Source organism: Paenibacillus sp. FSL R5-0914 (assembly GCF_038004525.1).
In the GTDB taxonomy this organism is placed as follows: domain Bacteria; phylum Bacillota; class Bacilli; order Paenibacillales; family Paenibacillaceae; genus Paenibacillus_AQ.
On sequence record NZ_JBBORH010000001.1, the window covers coordinates 160,335 to 181,733 of the forward strand.

Annotated in this window: 18 protein-coding genes and 1 riboswitch; all 18 genes read right to left on the reverse strand. The window is 48.0% G+C overall.

Features of this window, described 5'->3' with window-relative positions; all coding sequences use genetic code 11:
- Positions 1–109: 109 nt before the first annotated feature.
- The gene (purD, locus tag MKX60_RS00625) at positions 110–1,375 is read right to left on the reverse strand and encodes a phosphoribosylamine--glycine ligase (protein ID WP_341058850.1); all 1,266 of its coding nucleotides are present in this window, start codon (positions 1,373–1,375) and stop codon (positions 110–112) included.
- A gap of 23 nt (positions 1,376–1,398) precedes the next feature.
- On the reverse strand, positions 1,399–2,946 hold the full coding sequence (gene purH / locus MKX60_RS00630; protein ID WP_076121669.1) for a bifunctional phosphoribosylaminoimidazolecarboxamide formyltransferase/IMP cyclohydrolase: 1,548 nt from the start codon (positions 2,944–2,946) through the stop codon (positions 1,399–1,401).
- 161 nt (positions 2,947–3,107) lie between these two features.
- Positions 3,108–3,725: a phosphoribosylglycinamide formyltransferase gene (gene purN, locus MKX60_RS00635; protein ID WP_341058851.1), complete on the reverse strand. Its 618-nt coding sequence runs from the start codon at positions 3,723–3,725 to the stop codon at positions 3,108–3,110.
- Entirely contained in the window at positions 3,725–4,765 is a 1,041-nt protein-coding gene (gene purM / locus MKX60_RS00640; protein WP_042184751.1) for a phosphoribosylformylglycinamidine cyclo-ligase, read from the reverse strand. Before purM ends, purN begins: the two co-directional genes overlap by 1 nt.
- Positions 4,766–5,499: 734 nt before the next feature.
- Positions 5,500–6,996: an amidophosphoribosyltransferase gene (gene purF / locus MKX60_RS00645; protein WP_076286945.1), complete on the reverse strand. Its 1,497-nt coding sequence runs from the start codon at positions 6,994–6,996 to the stop codon at positions 5,500–5,502.
- Complete coding sequence (purL, locus tag MKX60_RS00650) at positions 6,981–9,227, reverse strand: phosphoribosylformylglycinamidine synthase subunit PurL (protein WP_341058852.1); 2,247 nt, start codon at positions 9,225–9,227, stop codon at positions 6,981–6,983. The genes purF and purL overlap by 16 nt, the downstream gene beginning before the upstream one ends.
- A complete protein-coding gene (gene purQ, locus MKX60_RS00655) occupies positions 9,205–9,894 on the reverse strand; it encodes a phosphoribosylformylglycinamidine synthase subunit PurQ (protein WP_042124034.1) in 690 nt (229 codons plus the stop codon). Before purQ ends, purL begins: the two co-directional genes overlap by 23 nt.
- A 5-nt stretch (positions 9,895–9,899) precedes the next feature.
- On the reverse strand, positions 9,900–10,145 hold the full coding sequence (gene purS / locus MKX60_RS00660) for a phosphoribosylformylglycinamidine synthase subunit PurS (RefSeq protein ID WP_339244715.1): 246 nt from the start codon (positions 10,143–10,145) through the stop codon (positions 9,900–9,902).
- A gap of 127 nt (positions 10,146–10,272) precedes the next feature.
- A complete protein-coding gene (locus MKX60_RS00665; RefSeq protein ID WP_076286947.1) occupies positions 10,273–11,163 on the reverse strand; it encodes a phosphoribosylaminoimidazolesuccinocarboxamide synthase in 891 nt (296 codons plus the stop codon).
- A gap of 248 nt (positions 11,164–11,411) precedes the next feature.
- Positions 11,412–12,707, reverse strand: a complete 1,296-nt coding sequence (gene purB, locus MKX60_RS00670) for an adenylosuccinate lyase (RefSeq protein WP_042124027.1) — start codon at positions 12,705–12,707, stop codon at positions 11,412–11,414.
- Positions 12,708–12,712: 5 nt separating this feature from the next.
- Entirely contained in the window at positions 12,713–13,891 is a 1,179-nt protein-coding gene (gene purK, locus MKX60_RS00675; protein WP_076300320.1) for a 5-(carboxyamino)imidazole ribonucleotide synthase, read from the reverse strand.
- Positions 13,892–13,944: 53 nt separating this feature from the next.
- Positions 13,945–14,430 carry a 5-(carboxyamino)imidazole ribonucleotide mutase gene (gene purE, locus MKX60_RS00680; protein WP_060626906.1) on the reverse strand — a complete coding sequence of 162 codons (486 nt, stop codon included), beginning with the start codon at positions 14,428–14,430 and terminating at the stop codon, positions 13,945–13,947.
- 210 nt (positions 14,431–14,640) lie between these two features.
- Positions 14,641–14,742: riboswitch (purine riboswitch) on the reverse strand.
- A 375-nt stretch (positions 14,743–15,117) separates the two neighbouring features.
- A complete protein-coding gene (locus MKX60_RS00685) occupies positions 15,118–15,552 on the reverse strand; it encodes a universal stress protein (RefSeq protein WP_042184737.1) in 435 nt (144 codons plus the stop codon).
- Between the two features lie 40 nt (positions 15,553–15,592).
- Positions 15,593–15,856 (reverse strand): DUF1294 domain-containing protein, encoded by a 264-nt coding sequence (locus MKX60_RS00690; protein WP_042193264.1) that lies wholly within the window; start codon positions 15,854–15,856, stop codon positions 15,593–15,595.
- 111 nt (positions 15,857–15,967) lie between these two features.
- Positions 15,968–17,173, reverse strand: coding sequence for an MFS transporter (locus tag MKX60_RS00695; protein WP_341058853.1), 1,206 nt, complete (start codon positions 17,171–17,173; stop codon positions 15,968–15,970).
- A 136-nt stretch (positions 17,174–17,309) separates the two neighbouring features.
- A complete protein-coding gene (locus tag MKX60_RS00700) occupies positions 17,310–19,445 on the reverse strand; it encodes a DNA topoisomerase III (RefSeq protein ID WP_341058854.1) in 2,136 nt (711 codons plus the stop codon).
- 197 nt (positions 19,446–19,642) lie between these two features.
- On the reverse strand, positions 19,643–20,833 hold the full coding sequence (locus tag MKX60_RS00705) for a DUF4179 domain-containing protein (RefSeq protein WP_341058855.1): 1,191 nt from the start codon (positions 20,831–20,833) through the stop codon (positions 19,643–19,645).
- Positions 20,808–21,395: an RNA polymerase sigma factor gene (locus MKX60_RS00710; protein WP_341058857.1), complete on the reverse strand. Its 588-nt coding sequence runs from the start codon at positions 21,393–21,395 to the stop codon at positions 20,808–20,810. The genes MKX60_RS00705 and MKX60_RS00710 overlap by 26 nt, the downstream gene beginning before the upstream one ends.
- Between the last annotated feature and the right edge of the window lie 4 nt (positions 21,396–21,399).

The following is a 21,399-nucleotide window of genomic DNA, read 5'->3' on the forward strand; positions in this document are numbered from 1 at the left end:
ATCCGCACATTTTCCCCCGTACGTGTAGTATTATAGCACTTCTTCTATCACTTGTCAGTCCTTTTTTAGGACTTTAAGCGCAAAAAATGCTAGATACAGTTCTTTATCCTTATACCAAAGCTTTCATAGCGATGTCGCTGCGGCTTTGTTTTCCGGAAAAAGAAATTCCTTCGGCTCTAGCGTAAGCTGCAACACGAGCTTCAGCAATCGTAGCACCTAGGCCTACCACGCCTAGTACCCGACCACCATTCGTCACCCAGCTTCCGTCTTCACCACGCGCCGTACCAGCATGGAAGATCAGCCCTCCTTGGCTGTCTTCAAGACCTTCAATTGGTACACCCTTTGGATAAGGGCCTGGATATCCTCCCGAAGCGAGAACTACGCATACAGCCGCTTCGTCGCTCCATTCAATGTCGATATCTGCAAGTCTGCCCTCTGTGACTGCCAGAAAGATTTCTAGCAAGTCGCTCTTGAGTCTAGGCAACACGACCTGAGTCTCAGGATCACCGAAACGAGCATTAAACTCAATCGTCTTTGGTTTACCCTCTGGAGAAATCATCAGTCCCGCAAATAGTACACCGCTAAAGGGACGACCTTCGTCCACCATAGCTTTTGCCGTCGGCTTAATGATGGTCTCGATCGCTTCTTGGATAATAGCCTCATCAATATGTGGTAAAGGCGAATAGGTACCCATTCCGCCGGTATTAGGACCTTTATCCCCATCAAATACGGGCTTATGATCCTGGGCAGCAGCCATAGGACGTACCGTCTCTCCATCGACAAAAGCCAGAATCGACATTTCCTGTCCAGCTAGAAATTCCTCAATAACAACCTGAGCGCCTGCTTCACCGAATACCTTAGTGACCATAATATCAGCGAGTGCTTGCTCTGCTTCTTCCAACGAATAGGCAACCGTCACGCCTTTTCCTGCAGCCAGACCATCTGCCTTGATTACGATCGGAAGCGGCTGTTCCCGCAAATAAGTTAGCGCAGCTTCATAGTTGTCGAACTTCTCATAGGCTGCTGTCGGAATATTATATTTATGCAAAAGATCCTTCATAAAGGTTTTGCTGCCTTCGATCTCCGCCGCATTCTTGCGTGGGCCAAACACAGGAATATCCTGTGCTTCAAAAGCATCCACAATCCCAGCAGCGAGTGGATCATCTGGACCGATTACAACAAGACCTACTTCCTTCTCTTTCGCAAAAGTCGTCAGACGATCGAACTCAAATACTCCGATCGGCACACATTCGGCTAACTGCGCAATCCCGGCGTTGCCGGGTGCGCAATAGATTTTACCTGCCTTTGGGCTTTGGGATAGACTCCAAATCATCGCATGTTCCCGGCCGCCGCCGCCAACCACTAAAATATCCATCCGAATATGATCCTCCCAGTGCTCTAGTGTTTGAAATGACGGACGCCTGTGAAGACCATAGCAATACCATACTCATTAGCGACCTTAATTGACTCTTCGTCTTTAATGGAGCCGCCTGGCTGAATCACTGCAGTGATTCCTGCTTTTGCTGCCATTTCAAGCGTATCGCCCATTGGGAAGAACGCGTCGGAAGCGAGTACGGCTCCCTTAGATTTTTCACCAGCTTGTTCGATTGCAATTTTAGCTGCACCAACGCGATTCATCTGTCCTGCACCTACGCCAACGGTCATATCATCAGCAGCCAGCACAATCGCATTAGATTTCACATGCTTAACTACTTTCCATCCGAACAACAATTGTTTCAATTCTTCCTCGGTTGGTTTACGGTCCGTAACGACTTGTAGATCATCTGGGTTCACAGAGTGCACATCGCTCTCCTGTACAACCATTCCTCCATCAATAGAGGTAACTACAAAGCTGCTCTTACGCGCACTAGCCGTACTAAGGTTACCGATTTTGAGCAAACGGAGATTCTTTTTCTTCGTAAGGATTTCCAGTGCTTCTTCCGTAAAGCCTGGTGCCAACACGATTTCGAGGAAAATATCTTTCAGCAGGTTCGCTGTGTCTGCATCAATAATCCGGTTTGCTGCTACAATCCCACCAAAGATAGAAGTTGGATCCGCGTTGTAAGCTTTTTGATAAGCTTCGTATACACTTTCACCAACACCTACACCACAAGGGTTCATATGTTTAACCGCTACGACAGCAGGCTCTTCAAATTCTTTCACGATTTGCAGTGCTGCGTTAGCATCGTTGATATTGTTATAAGACAACTCTTTGCCATGCAATTGTTCAGCCGCAGTGAGTGTATCCAGTGCCGCCAATGGCTTGCGATAGAACGCCGCTTTTTGATGCGGATTCTCGCCATAACGCAGATCCTGAATTTTCTCATAAGTCACGGTGTAGCGCTCTGGCAGAGGCTCGCCAGTAACGTTAGCCAAATAATCGGAAATTAAGGCATCGTAAGCCGCCGTATGACGGAACACTTTTGCCGCAAGACGTTTGCGTGTTTCTAGCGTTGTATCTCCACCTGCGCGAACCTCTTCAAGTACAGTAGCGTAGTCATTAGCATCCACCACTACACTCACAAAAGCATGGTTCTTCGCCGCAGAACGCAGCATCGTAGGTCCGCCGATATCGATATTCTCGATGGCTTCCTCGTAAGATACGTCAGGTTTTGCGATCGTTTCCGCGAACGGATACAGATTCACAACAACCAGATCGATGTAGTCCAGACCAAGCTCCTTCATTTGACGCGTGTGCTCCTCGTTATCACGAACCGCAAGCAATCCACTGTGTACAGCAGGGTGCAAGGTTTTGACACGTCCGTCCATGATTTCTGGGAATCCTGTCACATCGGAAATCCCGATAACTGGAACACCTTCTTTAGCCAAAAGCGTGCTTGTTCCACCTGTAGAGATAATTTCTACGCCTAATGCAGACAACTCGCGGCAAAAATCCACGATACCTTGTTTATCCGATACGCTGACTAGCGCTCTTTTGATACTCACTTTGAATAGTCCTCCTTCAGGTTGTACGTGCGATTTAATATGAAGAAAACCCACAACGCGACACATAACGCCGCTTATGCAATATTTCCCGAGAAATACCCTGAAACATCTCGGTCTGTCACCAAATGTCGATCCAAAACTTCGAATGGCTGCGGTGCAGCTTACTTTTCGCGGATAATCGTCTTTCTTCCACTCAGTTCCACTTTCCCGCTGGCAAAAGCGCCAACCACTTCGGGATACAGCTCATACTCAACCTTATGAATACGTTCTGCCAATGAATCCGCCGTGTCGTTATCCTGCAGGGCTACGCTGCGCTGAGCAATAACAGGCCCGGTATCCATACCTCCATCGACAAAATGCACAGTAACACCCGTCAGCTTCACGCCATAATCCAGCGCTTGTCCGATTGCATCTTTTCCTGCAAAAGCAGGCAGCAGCGATGGATGAATGTTAATAATTCGTCCAGCATACGGCGTTAAAAGCACTGGCGTAATAAGACGCATGTATCCTGCCAGCACAACCAGCCCGATTTCTCGCCGCTGAAGCTCTGCTACAATCTCTGCTTCGTAGAGTTCACGGCTGGCGAAGTCTTTTGGCCGCAGCAAGAGGGAGGGAATGCCCGCATCCTCCGCTCGCTTAGCTACAGGTGCCTCTGGCTTGTCGGATACAAGCAACTCAATATTGCCATCACCAAGCAAGCCTGCTCTCTGTGCATCGATCAGTGCAGCAAAATTACTGCCTTGCCCAGAAGCAAAAACAGCGATTCGACTCAATTGCATCACACTTCAGCTCCAGTAAAGGTTACTTTGCGTTCCCCTTCTGTCACTTTACCAATGATAAAAGCCTCTTCTCCGCTCGCTTTGAGCAGTTCAAGAGCATGTTCTCCATCAGCGCTACTTACTACCAGAACAAGTCCAATTCCCATATTAAAAGTAGTAAACATATCACGGTTGCTTACGTTTCCTTTGTTCTGCATCAATCCGAAGATCGGCAGAATCGGCCACGATCCGTAATTAATCTCCACATCTACACCGTCAGGCAATACGCGCGGGATATTCTCGATGAATCCGCCCCCCGTAATATGTGCCATCCCTTTCACCGGAAGCTGCTCCAAGAGCGCCAGCAAAGGCTTCACATAAATCTTAGTTGGTGCAAGAAGTACATCCACAAGCGGAGCTCCAAGCTCCGGAAGCACATCATTCAGGCCATAGCCATCTTCCTCAAGCAAAAGCTTACGCACCAGTGAGAAGCCGTTGCTGTGCACGCCGCTAGAAGCTAAACCAATCACTGTGTCTCCAGCAGCGATGTTAGCACCTGTTACCAGCTTCGCTTTGTCAGCAACGCCAACTGTGAATCCAGCGATATCATACTCACCCGCTGAATACATGCCCGGCATTTCAGCCGTTTCGCCGCCAATCAGCGCACAACCTGCTTGGTGACAGCCCTCTGCGATTCCTGCTACGATCGCTTCGATTTTCTCCGGTACGACTTTGTCGCAAGCCAGATAATCGAGGAAAAATAGCGGCTCCGCGCCTTGCACTACAATGTCGTTCACGCACATAGCTACAGCGTCGATCCCAATCGTGTCATGGCGATCCGCAGCGAACGCGATCTTAAGCTTCGTGCCTACACCATCAGTTCCCGATACGAGCACTGGCTCTTCATATTTATCTTTATTGAGGCCAAACAGCGCTCCGAACCCACCAAGATCCGTCATTACTTCTGGACGGTAAGTACGTTTTACGTGCTTTTTCATGCGTTCTACCGCTTCGTTACCAGCCGCAATATCCACTCCGGCGTTTTTATAAGCTTCCGACACTTGGGACACCTCATCTTTTAATAGTTTAGAGCGCGTTTGGGCGCATTCGGGACTAACTTCATTGGTGGTTATTGGAGTTATTACGAGGAATGTTTGGACTTCCGATCGCTGTTATGTTTGGATTTCCTGATTTAAACCGCTCATCGCGGTAGAAATCCAAACATAAAGGCGAACGCTAACGCTTCTACAGTTCCAAACTTCCTCTCCATAACTCCCTCCAACCAACGCTTTCACCCTACTGCAAGCCGCAGTGCGCGCCTTGCACACGGACCTCAAGACCTCGGTGCATGAGCTGCGCCATGCACCTCCTTAAGCGAAACAAGCGGGTCCTGCATTTGCGCAGCAAACAGGGACGAGCTTGGCGAGCTGCTCTTGGCGCTTTTGGCGCAGCCGAGCGCCTTCCTTAGCGAGACTAGCGGGTTCCGCATTTGCGCAGCAAACAGGGACGAGCTTGGTGAACTGCTCTTGGCGCTTTGGGCGCAGCGGAGCGCCTACCTTAGCTAGACTAGCGACAGCTTGGTGAGCCAGTCCCGGCGACGATAAGCAGCCGGGGGGCGGAACGCCGTAAAGCGTGTCCCGACCGTGCGAAGCACACATGGACAAAGCGAGCACCAATACCCACACCCTCTTAGCAAGTTAACACCAAACTCCTACCGCCGAGCTTTCGGGTGGCCGGAGGGCAGAGCCCTTCGGAATCCCCCTTAGCAAGGGGGACTTAGGGGGATGGACCTAATCTAGCAGCTGCAGCCATCTTTTTCCGCCCCGCCAAAATCAACCTGCGTCGGGTAATCATTATCGAAGCAGGAAAGGCATAGCCCGCCTTTGTAATCATCTTTGTTGTGACCACCAATGGAAGTGATTAAGCCCTCCGGTGACAAGAATGCCAAGGAATCGGCATTAATCTCTTCGCACATTTCCGCAATGGACTTGTACGACGCGATGAGATCGCGGCGGTCTGGGGTATCAATGCCGTAGAAGCAAGGATTCTTGAAGGGCGGCGATGTAATCCGCACATGAACCTCTACGGCTCCCGCTTCGCGGAGCAAATTGACGATACGCCGTGAAGTTGTTCCACGCACGATGGAATCATCGATCATGACAACACGTTTGCCATCGACCACACTGCGCACGGCGCTTAGCTTCATTTTCACACCTTGCTCACGCAGCTCTTGGCTCGGCTGGATGAAGGTCCGGCCTGTATACTTATTCTTAATGAGCCCAAGCTCATAAGGAATGCCCGTCTGTTCCGCAAATCCAATCGCTGCCGAGATACTTGAATCCGGTACACCAGTTACGAGGTCAGCATCTACGAAAGCTTCTAATGCCATTCGGCTACCCATCCGCTTACGGGCGGTGTGCAGGTTAGCGCCATTCATATCACTGTCTGGGCGAGAGAAGTAAATATACTCCATCGCGCATAGCGCTTTACGTTTTGGCTCGGTAAAACGGTCCTCTAACAGGCCATTTTTATCAAGCACGAGCAGTTCGCCAGGTTCGATATCGCGTACTAACTGTGCTCCGATAACTTCTAAGGCGCAAGATTCGGAAGCAAAAATATAGGCGTCGCCGATCCGTCCCATTACAAGCGGACGCAAACCATGGGAATCCGAAGCGACAATTAATTTGTCATTCGTCATAAGCAGAAAAGCAAATCCGCCAACCAGTTGTTTTAGCGCATCCTTAGCCGCTTCAACAAAATCCTTAGACGAACGTGCAATCAGATGCGCCAGCACTTCTGTATCACTTGTGGTTTGGAAGATCGATCCGCTTTGCTCAAGCTGTTTACGAATCAACGGTTCATTTACTATGTTACCGTTTGTAGCAATCGCCAAATCACCGTCACGATATTTGAATACGAGCGGCTGTGCATTAGTTAAGCGGCTGTCTCCGCTGGTGGAATAACGTACATGCCCGATGGACATGTCTCCAACCAGTGAGGCAATTTTGTCCTTGTCGAATACTTCTTTTACTAACCCCATTCCGCGGTGATAGTTGAAATCACGACCATCTGCTACGCAGATGCCCGCACTTTCTTCCCCACGGTGCTGTAAGGCGTGCAAGCCGTAATAAGACATGGACGCCGCTTCCGGGTGTCCGAAGACCCCGAAAACGCCGCATTCTTCTTTTAATGTGTCAAAAATATCTCCCGAGCCCGTTCCTTCATTGTAAAAGTCACCAGTCCACAGGATAGGAGTCTCCTGCTCTTTCCCGGTCTTTATTTCATAAGACATGGAATAGCATCCTCCCAAACGAATTTCAATTCTGCTACAGCTTCATCTAATACGGATGCACCGTCCAGATTCACGCGCAGTCTGTCTCCACCTACAGTTCCGATGATTTCCACTGGAACGCCGCTTGCAGCAATCGCTGCTTTCAGCTCTTCCGCACGTTCAGGTGCTGCCGTCAGCACGATACGTGATTGGCTCTCACTGAACAAAGCTACATCGGATCTAAGTCCATTAGCAGAAAGTTCAACGTTCGCACCAATACCACCACTGATACAGCTCTCTGCAAGTGCTACAGCAAGACCGCCTTCGGACAAGTCATGTGCTGAACGCACCAGGCCGCCGCGAATCGAGGTAAGCACTGCGCTCAGCAGTGTTTTCTCAGTAGCCAAATCCAAAGCTGGAGGGCGGCCTTCGGTTACACCATGAACAGCATATTGAAATTCACTACCACCAAGCTCAGCTTTTGTTACGCCTAGCAGAAGAATGGAATCTCCTTCTTGTTTGAAGCCTTGAGTCGTAATATGATCCGTATCCGTTACTAAACCAACCATGCCGACAACCGGTGTTGGGTAGATGGATCCCGTCGTATTTTCGTTATAAAGACTGACATTCCCGCCGATAACCGGAGTATCCAGCACACGACAAGCTTCAGCCATACCATCAACCGCACGCTCCATTTGCCAGAACACATCAGGTTTCTCAGGGTTCCCGAAGTTTAGGTTATCGGTAATAGCAAGCGGTTCAGCACCCGAACAAACGATGTTACGAGCCGCTTCGCTGACTGCAATCCGTCCACCCACTTCAGGATCAAGATAAACATAACGCCCGTTACAGTCCGTGGTCATCGCAAGTCCTTTACGTGTACCATGAATGGTAACTACAGCCGCATCAGATCCAGGTCGAACAGCCGTACTAGTCCGAACCATGTAATCATATTGGTTGTATACCCAAGCTTTGCTTGCTACGGTTGGTGATCCAAGCACTGTACGCAGTGCGCTGCCCAGATCTGTAACTTCCGCGTAACGAAGCGTATCTACCGATTCATTTTCTACATAATAAGCAGGAACCTCAGATGGTTTGTTATACACTGGGCACTCATCCACGAGCGCTGTTACAGGCATGTCGCCAACAACCTCGCCGTGATGATACAGCTTCAAGCGACCATCATCCGTTACTTTACCGACCTTACAGCAGATTACACCCCAGCGATCAAAAATCTCTTGCGCCTGAGCTTCATCCTTCGGTTCTACTACGAACAACATCCGTTCTTGCGATTCTGAAAGCATCATTTCATAAGGGGTCATGCCGTCTTCACGTTGTGGAACCTGATCAAGATACAGCTCCAAACCATTACCAGCTTTACTTGCCATCTCTGCACTAGAGCAGGTAAGTCCAGCCGCACCCATATCCTGAATCCCAATAACGATGCCGCTGTCGATTAACTCTAGACAAGATTCCATAACGAGCTTCTCCATAAATGGATCGCCTACTTGTACAGCTGTACGTTTAGCTTCTGACTCTTCACTTAGTTCAACGGATGCAAAAGTAGCCCCATGAATCCCATCACGTCCAGTAGGAGGACCTACGTAGAAGACTGGGTTTCCTACACCTTTAGCGACACCACGCTGGATTTTATCATGATCAATCAGACCGACACACATTGCGTTAACAAGCGGGTTACCGTCATAGCTATCATCGAACATGATTTCGCCGCCCACGGTTGGAATCCCGATACAGTTACCATAACCAGCAATACCCGACACGACATGCTCGAACAAATATTTCACGCGATCGCTTTCCAGCTTGCCGAAACGCAAGGAATTCAGCAGTGCGATAGGTCTTGAGCCCATGGAAAAAATATCACGAATGATACCACCTACGCCTGTTGCCGCGCCTTGAAAAGGTTCTACTGCAGAGGGGTGGTTATGACTTTCGATTTTGAATACAACCGCTTGGTTGTCTCCGATATCTACAATCCCTGCGCCCTCGCCGGGTCCCATCAGGACACGTGGTCCAGTAACTGGGAAACGTTTCAACAATGGCTTAGAGTTCTTGTATGCACAGTGTTCGGACCACATTACGCTGAATACGCCGATTTCAGTATAATTCGGCAAACGTCCCATAAAAGACTTGATGAGCTCATATTCGCTGTCCGACACACCGAATTGGCTGTAAATTTTCTGCTCTGCGATCTGTTCTGCGGTCGGTTCCTTAACGGATACTTGCTGCGTCATGACGATCCCTCCAAGTCTTCAGTATAGATGTGAACATTCGTTTGCCATCTTCAGATCCGAGCAAGCTGTTAGCTGCACGCTCAGGGTGAGGCATCATGCCGACTACATTCCCCTGCACATTACTAACACCCGCAATATCAGCTACAGAGCCGTTAGGATTATCGCTATATGTGAACACAATCTGATTGTTAGCTTTCAGTTCTGCTAAAGTCTCTTCATCACAGTAATAGTTTCCTTCGCCGTGAGCGATTGGGATGATGATTTCTTCATCCTTAGCATAATCAATAGTAAATGGGGTTTCGTTATTAACAACCTTAAGCACTGTATCATGACAACGGAACTTCATGGACATGTTACGACGCAGCGCGCCTGGCAACAAACCAGCCTCAGTAAGAATTTGGAACCCATTGCAAATGCCTAGCACGAATTTACCTTGCTCTGCTGCTTTAGCAACTTCAGCCATTACAGGAGCAAATCTTGAAATCGCGCCGCAGCGCAGGTAATCACCATATGAGAATCCGCCTGGAACCAAAATGCAATCATACGCCGACAAATCTGTCGCTGTATGCCACACATAATCGACTGGTTCGCCGAGACTGTCCTCTACCGCCTTGTAGCAATCAATATCACAGTTAGAGCCTGGGAAGACAAGTACAGCAAATTTCATGTCGTTTAGTCCTCCAATTCGTAGCGGTAATCCTCGATCACCGTGTTGGCAAGTAGCTTTTCGCACATTTCCTTGAGTCGCAGTTCTGCTTCAGCACGGTTATCCGTGTCCAAAGTCAGCTCCATATATTTCCCAATACGCAAACTTTCAACTTCTTGAAAACCTACCGAATGAAGTGCTCCTTGCACTGCTACACCTTGTGGATCGAGAACGCTCTTCTTAATGGTGACATATACCGTCGCTTTTAACATATGCTTGTAGTTCCTCCTAAATTTTTATGTGTATATACTTTCTGAAAGCTGAAACTCTACTAAAAGTAACTCTAGCTTTAAAAACATACACTTCATTTATTCCCATGAGTAAACACACAATGTTGAGCTATAAAGACTTGCCAGTAAGACGATGATAAATGTCCAGATAACGGCGCGTTGTTTCTTCAACTACTTCTAGCGGAAGTGGATCAGGTTTGCTATTTTTATCCCAGGAGGATGCAGATAGATACGTACGAACAGGTTCTTTATCCATACTATCAATTTCGATATCAAGAGCGTATTTGTCCTTGGCCCAGAAACGTGAAGCATCCGGCGTAAAAATCTCATCAATCAGAATCACCTTGCCATCCAGCAAGCCGAATTCAAATTTGCAATCTGCTAGAATGATTCCCCGCTCAGCACAATACTCTCTGGCAAAAGAGAACAATTGCAAGCTCTTCTCCTGCAGCTCGAGTGCCAGATCAGCACCGATTAGCTCCTGCATCTTTTCAAAAGGAATATCCTCATCATGACCTACATCGTTTTTAGCCGCAGGGGTAAAGATTGGCTGTGCCAGCAGCGCATTTTTGCGCAAGTTCTTAGGAAGCTCAATACCATTCACTTTGCCAGTTTCTTGATACTGTCTCCAGCCCCCACCGGTGATGCACCCACGCACAACACATTCGATATCGATGCGCTCTGCTTTGCGTACCACCATAACACGGTTTCTGAGAGCTTCCTTGTCCTTAACGATATCTCCGAGCAGATCCACATCGATATGAACGACATGATTCTCCATTAGCTCTTTGGTCTTTCCGAACCAGAACGCACTCAGACGGTTAAGCACATTGCCCTTTTCAGGTACCGCTGGGTCCAGCACATAGTCAAAAGCAGATATCCGATCCGTGACGACGATCAGTACATTCTCCCCTAAATCGTATAGTTCACGAACCTTCCCTTTATAGAGCAGCGGCGCATTGATGAGTTCCACGGCTGTGGATACGGCCGACGATGTCATGACCTTTCCTCCCTTGAACTAATGATCTTGATTACTGCAACTGGTCTCAAAGGCGTAATTCCGAGGAATGTTTGGACTTCCGATCGCTGTTATGGTTGGATTTCCTGATTTAAACCGCTCTTCGCGGTAGAAATCCAACCATAAAGGCGAACGCTAACGCTTCTACAGTTCCAAACTTCCTCTCCATTACACCATTCGACCAATTTCCTTTATATCTAACTCCTTAGTTCACCACTAACCTATCTTTTTTAGATAAGCTCTAGCTTGCGGAAGATGGTGTCCACATGCTTAAGGTGCCAAGAAGGGTTAAATGCATCTTCAATTTCTTCTGGGGTAAGAACGTTAGTGATCTCAGGTGTAGCTTCCACGATATCGCGGAATTGTTTTTGCTCTTCCCATGCTTGCATAGCACGCGGTTGAACGGTATCGTATGCTTGCTCACGGCTAAGACCTTTATCGATCAGTTTGGTCAAGATCCGACCGGAGAAAGGAACACCGAACGTACGGTTCATGTTACGCTTCATATTCTCTGGGAATACAGTCAGGTTCTTCACGATGTTTCCGAAACGGTTCAGCATGTAGTTGAGCAGCATTGTCGCATCCGGAAGGATGATACGTTCCACAGAGGAGTGCGAAATATCGCGTTCATGCCAGAGTGGCACGTTCTCGTAAGCTGTAACCATATGTCCGCGAATGACGCGGGACAGACCTGAAATGTTCTCGCAGCCAATGGGATTCCGTTTGTGAGGCATAGCGGATGAACCCTTTTGACCTTTGGCAAAAGCTTCTTCCACTTCACGAATCTCACTCTTTTGCAGAGCGCGGATTTCAGTAGCGAACTTGTCTAACGATGTCGCTACCAAAGCAAGAGCAGCCATGTATTCAGCATGACGGTCACGCTGTAACGTTTGTGTAGAGATTGGAGCTGGGCTTGTGCCGAGCTTGCGGCAAACGAATTCTTCTACGAAAGGATCGATGTTAGCGTACGTACCAACGGCACCGGAGATTTTTCCGAACTGTACACCGTTCGCAGCATGGCGGAACCGCTCCAGGTTACGTTTCATTTCTTCGTACCATAGAGCCATTTTCAGACCAAAGGTAGTGGGCTCGGCATGAACACCATGCGTACGGCCCATCATCGGTGTATCCTTGTAAGCAATAGCTTTATCTTTAAGGATCTCAATAAAGTTGATGATATCCTTCTCTAGAATTTCATTCGCTTGACGCAGCAAGTAACCTAGCGCCGTATCTACCACGTCAGTAGAAGTAAGACCGTAGTGAACCCATTTGCGCTCTGCGCCTAGGCTTTCGGAAACCGCGCGTGTAAATGCGATAACGTCATGACGTGTCTCTTGTTCTATTTCATCAATGCGTGCGATGTCGAATTTAGCGTCTTTACGCAGTTTAGCTGCATCTTCGTGCGGGATAACTCCCAGCTCAGCCCATGCTTCACAAGCGCAAATCTCAACTTCCAGCCACGCTTTGAATTTATTTTCCTCCGTCCAAATAGCTCGCATCTCAGGTCTGCTGTAACGTTCGATCATATTCTTTAGTTCCTCCAAAGTTTAGATTGCTCCACCCAGGACATGCCGTCTCCGGTATCCTTGCAGAGCAGATTGATATGGCCCATCTTGCGGCCGGTCTTACTCTCAGTCTTGCCATATATATGAAGCTTAGGTACAACACCCAGCTTATTATCTTTTTCGTCCTGTGTACAGGTCGCTTTAATCGCGCCATCCAAATGCTGGCCTAGTACATTTACCATAACTACAGGTGTCAAAAGCGTTGTATCGCCCAGCGGCAGATTACAAATCGCCCGGACATGCTGCTCGAACTGTGAAGTCGCGCAAGCATCCATGGTGTAATGCCCGGAGTTATGCGGCCTTGGTGCTAACTCATTGACGTACAATTGTCCGTCCTCTGTGACGAACATTTCTACTGCCAGCAGTCCAACCGCATCAAGTCCAGCGATTAATGTCTCTGCCAATTCGCATGCTCTCCGCTGAATGTCCTCTGCCACTCTTGCAGGCACAATGGACAGATGTAAAATATTATTTACATGAATATTTTCCGACGGTGGGAAGCTTTTAACCTCACCAGAAGCACTGCGTGCAGCAACAACGGATATTTCACACTTAAAAGCTACAAACTTCTCAAGCACCAGCTCCGGCACAACGGCTCCGGGTGCTACTTGCCGGAAGGCTTCTTCCAGCTCTTCTACCTGACGGATCACGGCTTGTCCCTTGCCGTCATAACCGCCTGTGGCTGTCTTCAGCACACAGGGTAGTCCAAGTTCAGCCGCCGCCACTTTCAGCTCCGCAAGGCTATCCACCTTCCGGTACGGGGCGACGGGTACGCCTGCCGCCTCGATGGCGGCTTTTTCGCGCAGCCGATGCTGCGTCGTATACAGCAGCGTGCTGCCCTGCGGTACGTACGATTCCTCCGTCAGCAGCGCGGCAACGCCCGCGTCGACGTTCTCGAACTCGTACGTGATGACATCCGAGCGGCGGGCTAGCTCCCGCGCCGCGTCCCGGTCGTTATACGCCGCTGTAATCTGCGGCGTGACTTGACCGCTAGGCGCATCCGGCGCAGGGTCCAGCGCCACGAAGCGGTAGCCCATGGCGCTGCCAGCCAGCGCCATCATGCGCCCGAGCTGCCCGCCGCCGAGCACACCGACGGTCGCGCCGGGCAGTAGCGTCCGGACGGTGTCCGTGCCGGACGCATCCATGGCGGCTGGCGAAGTAACGCCGCCAGCCTCCTGCAGCTTCAGCTCCTCCGGTCTCATAAGCTGTCGCTGCTTTCAAGGACTTCGTCGCGAATCGCATCCCGCCGCAGCTGCGCGCGCTGCTGCACTTCTGGATCGAATGCTCCGATAATCTGTGCAGCCAGGAGGCCTGCATTAATGGCCCCTGCCTTACCAATGGCTACCGTTGCCACTGGAATGCCTCCTGGCATCTGCACGATGGAGAGAAGCGAATCCAGCCCATTAAGCGCCTTCGACTGCACTGGCACTCCAATCACAGGCAGGATCGTCTTTGCTGCCACCATACCCGGCAAATGCGCTGCACCACCCGCTCCTGCAATAATGACGCGAATACCCCGGCCCGCGGCTTCCTCCGCATAGCTGAACATCAAGTCCGGCGTCCGGTGCGCAGATACTACCTTCTTCTCATAAGATAATCCCAGCTCTTCAAGCACCGTACAAGCGTGCTCCATCGTATCCCAATCCGATTTACTGCCCATGATAACAGCTACCTGCACAGACATGATTCGACCTACCTTCCAGTCACTAGTATGGATATCTTTATCTTGTAAATTCGAATAAAAAAAGCCCGATGACCAGACGCATTTTGCTGCGGGAGGATCGGACTAGTAAAGAAATTAGGAAAAAATAATCCGCGTGCCTATCATTAGGCTGCATTAAGCGCGGAAAATGGCATAATGCATCATTCCGTTACCCGGACCGCATTGCCGCATTCTATCATCCTATTTCCTCGTAGTCCGGTAATTTACGGTTCCCGGGTAGAAACTTCCGGGCCATATCCCCGGTTTTATACGAGTTGCTCATGACATCAGTTTAACAATCCCCTACACAGGATGTCAACTCAAACACGAACATTGGTAAATTCCGATTAATAATCGTTCGCTTTTAGGCGTATTTAATTTCTCGATAGCCACTTATTTTGATGATAAAGACTTCTTTCCGTACACTATTAGCTCTAACAACAGATGTTATTTTAACTGTAGAATAGGCTTCATGGAAATACATACAATTCCTCTACTGGATATGAATTTAGTCATTTCGTTTCTTAATAATCAAGTATAAACGCCTTTGGCGTCCCTGTATGACGGTTAGCGTTTATGCGAGAAATATAAGGATAAAGTATAGTTTGAAACATATACTTTCTTATATTTGAAAAAAGGAACGCCATAAGCGTCCCTTTTAACTTTATATTATTTTACTACCAGCACTGGAATGCGGGCGCTTTGTACTACATTGTGGCTCACACTTCCCAGAACAAACTCACGTATTCCGCCAAGTCCGCGGCTGCCGATAACAATTACATCTATAGCATGTTCTTTAGCATATTTCAAAATCACTTCAGCGGGTGATCCTTGTAATAGCTCAACCTCAGCATTCAAGCCTTCAGCCTCAAGGCGTCCCTTGACTTCTTCCGTAGTCTGCACTGCTAAATCATAATATTCTTTATTTACTGAAGCCGGTAGTGGTGCTAGAGCTTCTCCGATAAAAAATCTTGGAAATTCAAATGCGTGTACAACATGCATCGTAGAGCCCGGAGTTACTTTTGCGAGTTCAATTGCGCGCTCCAATGCTTGATTAGAAGCCTTAGATCCATCATAGGCGAGTAAAATTTTAGAGAATAACATGTACGCCACCTCTTTTTCTAGTTTGTAATCATTAAGACTATCACCTTAAAAAATAGCTGTACAAAAAGATATTCAGCAACAGAAGTAACGGAATTCCGATCCTAAAGGACATATGTCGCGTCTTGTGGCGCTTACGATACATGGCAATCAGCACGCCTAGTGCCCCGCCCATAGCTGCCAGCAGAAAAAGTGTCTTCTCAGGTACACGTTCTCGCCGTTTACGGGCTTTGTTCTTGTCTTCGGACATCACTACATATCCGATAATATTAATTACCACAAACCACAACATTATAACCTTGACCATTCTCCCGGGCTCTCCTCCTTGCTTCCTATCTATCTCTATTATATTCCTCTTTTTCACAAAAAACCAATCATCCTTACACGCTCTGATAACTTCGCTACTCCCTCTTTCTTTTCACTGCTTCGCATCCTTCATCCATATCCATGACAACACCGCAGCCAACGCCGCCGCAATTCCACCCAGCCAGAACCCTCCGGTCAAGCCATAAAGAGCGCTCATCCAGCCTGCCACGAACGGCCCAGCCGACATACCTATTGCATAAACCGCCTGATAGAAGCCCATAGCTGTTGCACGCTTATATGGATCTACTTCTGACACCGACTTGCCTAGCAACAATGGAAAAATCAGTCCCTGCATAAATCCGTTTCCTATCTGAGTCAGACAGAGCGTCGCTAGCGTCGGCATTGAAGGAATAAGAAGTGTAAACAATGCACTTCCCGCGAAGCCTAAGAGAAGCGTGCCCCGGTCTCCTAACAGCCTACCAAATGTCCGTGAGCCATAGAGGGTCGCGACAGCATGCGGAATCATAAAAGCGAGCGTCAGCCAGCCCAAGCTTTCTTTACTTGCTCCGATATTCAGAGCTTGGTTTGGCGTATATCCGAACATCGTTATGAATAGCACACAGTGTGCCAACACTGACAGCAGAGAAACTCTTACCAGAAGTGGCTCCTTCATAACACCCGCTAAGTCCTTGATCTGGATCGCACTTTGCCGTTTCTCCTGTTTTTGTTCAGGCAGTCGCAGCGCAAGCAGCAGCGCCGCAATCGCTACAATTCCTCCAATCAGAAACGGGGTATTCCAGCCCCAATGCTCCACCATATAGCCACTGATCATCATACTGGTCAATTGGGCAATCACCGTAGTGAATTGCAGCATGCCCATCGCTTTTCCAGCTTCCTCTTTCGGGAAATATCCCGCGAACATCACAGTGTACACAACCCATGCCGAAGCCGCTATACCGGATACTGCACGTGCTGCCAATGCCCACCCAGGCTGTGCTCCCCATATAAAAAGAAAGCAGCTGGCTCCGCTCGCAATCAGTCCCAGGTAGATAAACGGACGACGCCGATCCAAATAATCCGAACCGATGCCAATCGGCAGTCGGAACAGAATCTGCATTAGCCCATATACGCCCAGCACCATGCCCACCATAAAATATGATGCTCCCAAATGCTCCACATAAGGGGAAAGCACAGGAACATAAATATAAGAAGAGAACCAGAACATAAATACAATAACGAGAAAGAAAAACTTACTGCCTCCCTGCCCCTGTGGGCTACCTGCTGCTTTTAGTTGATCCACTTGTTGTTCAGCTGCCACCCTAATCACCTGCTCTATGTATTTGCTTAACATTCTAATTCAAAGCCTATCTGTAGACCACAAAAACTTACGTGGACAGAAAAAAGGCTACTGAGCACACTCAGCAGCCTTTTTATTACGATACATGCGAACCTTTTTACTTATCCTTCTTTTGCCCTTCAAGCGCTGCTTTCAGCAGTTCCCCAAGGTTAGAACCAATGCTTTCTTGCTTACTGTATTGCTGTACCAGCTTTTGCTGTTCGCGTTTATTCACATGCTTATGATCCTTATCCAAGGTTTCTGTGATTCCACAGCCCAAACATTGTACGAACATACCTGCTTTACCCTCTTTGAGCTCCATTTTCTTATGGCACTGTGGACAGCGGCGATTCGATAGTCTTTTCTCTCCGGCACGGGTATAACCACAGTTATCTGCAGGGCACACAAGCAGCTTGCCACGTTTGCTCTTTTTCTCCAGTAGTCTTGTACCGCATTCCGGACAATTACTGTTCGAGACATTATGCGGTTTGTATTCTGCTCCACTAGTTTTGACGCCAGTTACCAGCTCCTGTGCCATACTGCGGATACCTTGCAAGAAGAGCTCTGGCTTGCCTTGACCACGCGCTATTTTCTCCAGCTCAGCTTCCCAGCGAGCGGTTAGATCTGGTGTCCTTAGCTGTGTGGATACCAACTCAATAAGCTGTTTGCCTTTACCAGTCGGATGCAGCAGATTCCCTTGGCGTTCAATGGTATCGGAGCTTACCAGCTTCTCGATAATATCCGCGCGGGTTGCCGGGGTTCCCAGTCCGTGCTTCTCCATTTGCGTCAACAGCGAAGCTTCATTATAACGCTTCGGTGGCTGTGTTCGTCCAGGACGAACCATACAGCGACCAATTGTGACAGTTGCCCCTTCGCGCAGCTCAGGTAGCTTCACACTCCCAGCTGCTGGCTCATCCGATGGCTCCTCGTCGTCATCGTTACTCATATCTCCGCCGTACACTTCACGCCAACCGGCATCCTTTACCGTCGTCCCTTTGACATGGAAGCTTTCTCCTTCCACGTTGACGGTGACAGCTACCGCATCATAGCGAGCTGGTGGGTAGAACAAGCTAATAAAACGCCGTACAATCAGATCATACAGCTTACGTTCCTCAGTACTCAGATTATTTAACAATACGGTCTGCTCTGTCGGAATAATAGCATGGTGATCGCTTACTTTGCTATCATCCACGATCCGCTTCGTAATCGGCAGCGGTTTGCGAAGCAGTGGACGTGCCAAAGCTGCATATGGGCCGACAGCTACACTGTCTAATCTTTCCTTGAGTGTGCCCGTCATATCTGATGTTAAGTAACGACTGTCCGTACGCGGGTAAGTTACAAGCTTGTGCTGCTCATATAACCGCTGAAGCACACTGGAGGTCTGCTTCGCGGAGAAGCCGAACTTCCGGTTCGCATCACGCTGCAATTCAGTCAGATCATAAGCGAGTGGATGAGGTTCGCTCTTCTCACTCTTCTGTACCTTAATAATACGGCCGCTGCGTCCAGTAAGCTTATCCTTTAGACTTGCCGTCTTATCCTTTTCAAATATCCGACCATCGCCGTTACTGGCCCGCCATGCCGCTTGGAAATCTCCAAAATCAGCAGTCAGCGTCTCAAAATCAACGGAACGGAAACCCGTAATCTCCTGTTCACGATCCATGATCATCCCTAATGTCGGCGTTTGTACCCGCCCTGCGGAGAGCGGTGAACCGAACTTACATGTTAAAGCTCTCGTGACATTCAGTCCAATCATCCAATCCGCCTCTGCGCGGCAACGTGCAGATTCATACAGACGATCAAAATCGCGACCTGGGCGGAGCTTTGCGAATCCCTCTTTAATCGCCTTATCAGTCTGCGAGGATATCCACAGCCGCCGGAATGGCTTTTTCCACCCTGCCATATTCATAATCCAGCGAGCCAGTAGCTCCCCTTCACGGGCAGCATCTGTAGCAACAATAAGCTCCTCAATGTCCTGACGCTTCATTAGATGCTGAACAGCTTTGTATTGCTGGTTGGTCTCACGCAGCACCTTCAGCTTTGCCTTCTCCGGCAAAATCGGCAAATCCTCCAAAGCCCAAGTTGCAAACTTTTTATTATAATCTTCAGGCTCTGCCAGGCCGACTAAATGACCCAGTGCCCAGGTAACCACATATTTTGGACCTTCAATATAGCTCTTCTGTTTATTATTACATCCCATGACTCGTGCGATCTCGCGTGCAACAGACGGCTTCTCCGCCAATACTAATGTCTTCATAATGCTCCCCTTTCCACATCAAATTTCATTATAGCATTAAATGAATGATAGCAAATATCGTCAGGCTTTACCGGGTCACTCCGTTATACACTAAATAAATCAAACAACGAAAACTCAGTGAGTGAAATCTTCATTCCATTAGAAAAGCCCGTATCTGCTATGCAGACACGGACTTTTTTTGCTTATGGGATTAATAGTTACTCTTGCTTCACCTGAATCGTTTGTTCAAGCTCCGGATAATAATGTTTAACTTGTTTTCCTTCTTCATCTCTTAATGCTTTATGGCTCTCATCAATGGAATAAGTAAACGGCTTAACCGTAATTGTTTTTGGTGTTTGTGGGAACGGACTGAAATCTTTGTCTACCATAGGATAGACTATAGCCGGCAAGTTGAATGACCCACTTGAAGAAAATGCATTGCCTAGTTCATCAACAATTTCATAGAACATTTCAGAGGTTGTGTATCCATCCTTTTCTTTCACAGTTGGCGCTTTACCTTCTTCGCTGAGCTGTAATCTGCTTGTGGCTGGAGTTAATTCCAGTTTGGTAATCGTATAACTGAATTCTTCTGCCTCTTTTGTTTGGTTCAGATCAAGTTTGATAATTCCTTCCGTTACTTTTTTCACCGGCACCTTGATTTCAAAAAGCTCTGCGATTTGTGTAACCGGCACAGTGATGCTTAATTCAAATTCATTCCCCAAAGCCTCTACATTATTTAGATTTCTATAATCGTATAAAATAGCATTCTTTTTACCCTCAACATCGCCAAAAGACGACATTTGGGCCTCCAGATTCTTTCCATTCGGCAATTTCACTTCTGCTGAACCCAACAACCCTTTTTCGGACTGGTTCATTGTCACTTTCGCATACTGCTGTTCTTTTACCGCTGGATCGAATTCAGTCGGTTCAATAATCATTTCTGCCATCATCTTATCCTTATCAATGCCTTCCCGTTCAATCGCAAAAGCCAACCGCGAGCCGTCATAATAGGCATCGGTAACCTTCAAGGTCACTCCATCATGGGTAACGCTTTGGTTAGGCGCAGTAGATAATCCTTTTTCTTTAGCAGCATTTAGACCTTTATCGTCAATCCCCTTAAAAATACTTCCTACAACAGGAATCTGCTTTAACGTTTCAGCCATGACTGGGGATATAAATCCGCTACCGATTATTCCCGCACCCAACACTGCTGCTGCCGCGGCAGCCACCAATGATTTTTTCAGAAACTTATTCCCACTTTTTCTTGACGCTCGCTTTTCCATTCCCTCGTCTCCTATTCGCTTCATAATTGAATCGCTGAAACTGTCTACCGGCATTTCATGATTTTGGAATGTTTGACGAATGTGCTCCATCTTCTGACTTTCAGTTGGATCTTGCCATTTCTCCATGAGGGCTTCCTCCTTCATTCATTCTTTGCCGGACTAACTTTTTGCGTAGACGTTCAAATTTCTTGCGTAAAGTAGCTGAATTACAATCCATAATCTGACCCATTTCTTCAAAACTGTACTGCTCTACTACCTTAAGAATCAGAAGATTGCTCTCTTCAGCTGTCAGATCATCCATAAATAACTTCTGCAATGGCTCCTCATCGTTAGGATTATAATAGGCTTTCGGCTGCTGCTCTTTATATAGCGACAACAGACGGTTTCTTCGTTTGCGTTTGCGAACCTGATCCAAACAATGATGATAGGCCACTTTATACAGCCATGAATTAAAAGAGACTCGTTTCTCATAACGTCTGAGTTCCTGATACACTTTTACAAATATATCTTGCACAGCATCCTCTGCTTCTTCATGACTTTTCAAAATATAATAGCAATACGTATAAATCTTTCTTTCATAGGCTTGTATTATAGTTCTATAGGCTTCGCGGTTACCCGCAAGAACCTGATCAATAGCCTCTTCAATTATTGTTTGATTCACTTGGACCCCGGGGCTGCGACGTTCCAAAGAA